3 protein-coding genes are annotated in these 1,829 nt (G+C 47.3%); 2 read left to right on the forward strand and 1 reads right to left on the reverse strand.

Annotated elements, in window-relative coordinates:
* Window positions 1-235: 235 nt before the first annotated feature.
* A complete protein-coding gene (locus NG798_RS27505; RefSeq protein ID WP_261226906.1) occupies window positions 236-481 on the forward strand; it encodes a hypothetical protein in 246 nt (81 codons plus the stop codon).
* 151 nt (window positions 482-632) lie between these two features.
* On the opposite strand, the gene NG798_RS27510 is transcribed toward NG798_RS27505, so the two are convergent.
* On the reverse strand, window positions 633-1,115 hold the full coding sequence (locus NG798_RS27510) for a hypothetical protein (protein ID WP_261226907.1): 483 nt from the start codon (window positions 1,113-1,115) through the stop codon (window positions 633-635).
* A 59-nt stretch (window positions 1,116-1,174) separates the two neighbouring features.
* Between NG798_RS27510 and NG798_RS27515 the strand changes: the two genes are divergently transcribed.
* On the forward strand, window positions 1,175-1,759 hold the full coding sequence (locus NG798_RS27515; RefSeq protein WP_261226908.1) for a M23 family metallopeptidase: 585 nt from the start codon (window positions 1,175-1,177) through the stop codon (window positions 1,757-1,759).
* The last annotated feature ends 70 nt before the right edge of the window (window positions 1,760-1,829 follow it).

Below are 1,829 nucleotides of genomic sequence, written 5' to 3' on the forward strand. Positions count from 1 at the left end.
CAGAGGTTACATTTATGTGAGTGAAATATAATTTATTGTACCACAGTCTGGTACACTTGCAAAAACGGGATGCTCCCCAAAAACTGTTGTTGTCAAAGAACCGCTGAGCAATTACAGTTCCCGTAATCCTAAGCTATTCCGGTCTCATGCCGGTGGAATGTTTAAGGCACTCGTTAAACAGCCGCATTAAGAGTGCAGAAACAATCTTTGCCGTTATTGGGTTTCTGTTTACTTTATGGCTGGTTTTTGCAATTGGGTGGCGGGGGTTGACTTCTCCTCAAGCAAAAGCTACAAAAACGAATTCCACTACACCGGCCTCAATTTGGTGCGCGATAATGGAAACTGTCAAAAGGTGGTGGAGTTGTCTGAATCCCACGATGAAAACGTTAGTCGTCATTGCAATAAGTTCATTCATTTTGAACTTACTGAAACCAGGACGACTAACTTATCTGGGGGAGGAATCAGCAAGAAATGGTATTAAATCAATTCAAAGTTCTACTCCCCCCAATACTGATAATTTACCCGGCGGTAGTCCGAGAAAAGATGCAAAAGCAGCGTGTGCAATATCAGATTTCTTTGGCAGAACAATTGATCTTTGCAAGGATAATAGAGATAAGAAATGAAACTTAAATTTACTGTGGAGACAACTTATGAAGGTACTCCACCAACAGTTCCACCGACATCCCCCACAGAAATACCAGAGTCACCGCGTAGTGATAGTGCAGCAGAAGATTCCTCAGCATCGATGCCGGCATCCCGAAACCCCCATCACCCAGACGATTATCAATATCCGCTACCGTCGGCACCACAATATCCAGCATCTCCGCCATATCCACCGGCACCACCGGGTACGCCACATCCACCGCCACCATCGCCACCACCAACAGCGCCACCCCCGGCATATCCACCAACACATTCATATCCACCACCACCGGCACATCCATATCCAACCGCACCGCCACCGCCATATTCATACCCACCGCCTCCCTACTATCCCCCAACATCCCCGCCACCGCCATATTCATACCCACCGCCTCCCTACTATCCCCCAACATCCCCGCCACATCCACCGGCACCACCCCAACCAGTAGTCTCTCCCCAATATTCACCGGCACCGCCAAGTTCTCTTGAAATTAACTCTGCTGAGAAAAAGGCAGCTATTCTGATTGTCTGTTTGGTTGGATTGCAATTATTGCCGGCGCCAACTTGGGAAAAAATAGAAAATTTACCACCGGCTCAAATATTACGCTCAATAGTAAATCCAACTCCCCCGCCACCAGGTCCTTCTTCAAAACAGCAATCGTCAATTTTATTACATGGGCCACCTGTTTTCCCTCTCGCTGGAATATCAGGAAAAGATGCGGTGGCCGCTAGTATCCCCGGTGATTGCCGGCCTTTAGGAGCCTGCACCCGCAAACACGTCGGTGTTGACTATAGCGCTACTCCGGGTTGGCCGGTGCTTGCAATTGAGGGAGGGACAGTTAATGAGGTCAAGCCCGATTCTCCTGTTGGCGGAATCCTAGGAATTAAATCAACTTCCTCCGATGAAATTTATCGGTATGTTCATTTAGATCGTGATTCGGTGCGTCCATTTAAAGTCGGTGATTTTGTAGAAAAAGGAAGTGTTATTGGTTTAATCGGCCCTACCTTCCTTGGTTCTTCAGGGCCTCACGGTCATTTTGAGAGATACCTAAATGGCCAATTAGATTGGAAAGTCCACAAACACCTGGAAAAAGCAATTAAAGGCCCCACACCATGAAACCCAATACTATTGCCTGGGGTGCATTAGGAATTTTAAGCTTCGCAATCTCCACAAATCCTGCAACCAC

Source organism: Ancylothrix sp. D3o, assembly GCF_025370775.1.
Taxonomy (GTDB): domain Bacteria; phylum Cyanobacteriota; class Cyanobacteriia; order Cyanobacteriales; family Oscillatoriaceae; genus Ancylothrix.

Excerpts from the sequence above, each read along its gene's own strand:
- NG798_RS27505 (WP_261226906.1), top strand. The coding sequence starts at position 236 with ATGGCTGGTTTTTGCAATTGGGTGGCGGGGGTTGACTTCTCCTCAAGC.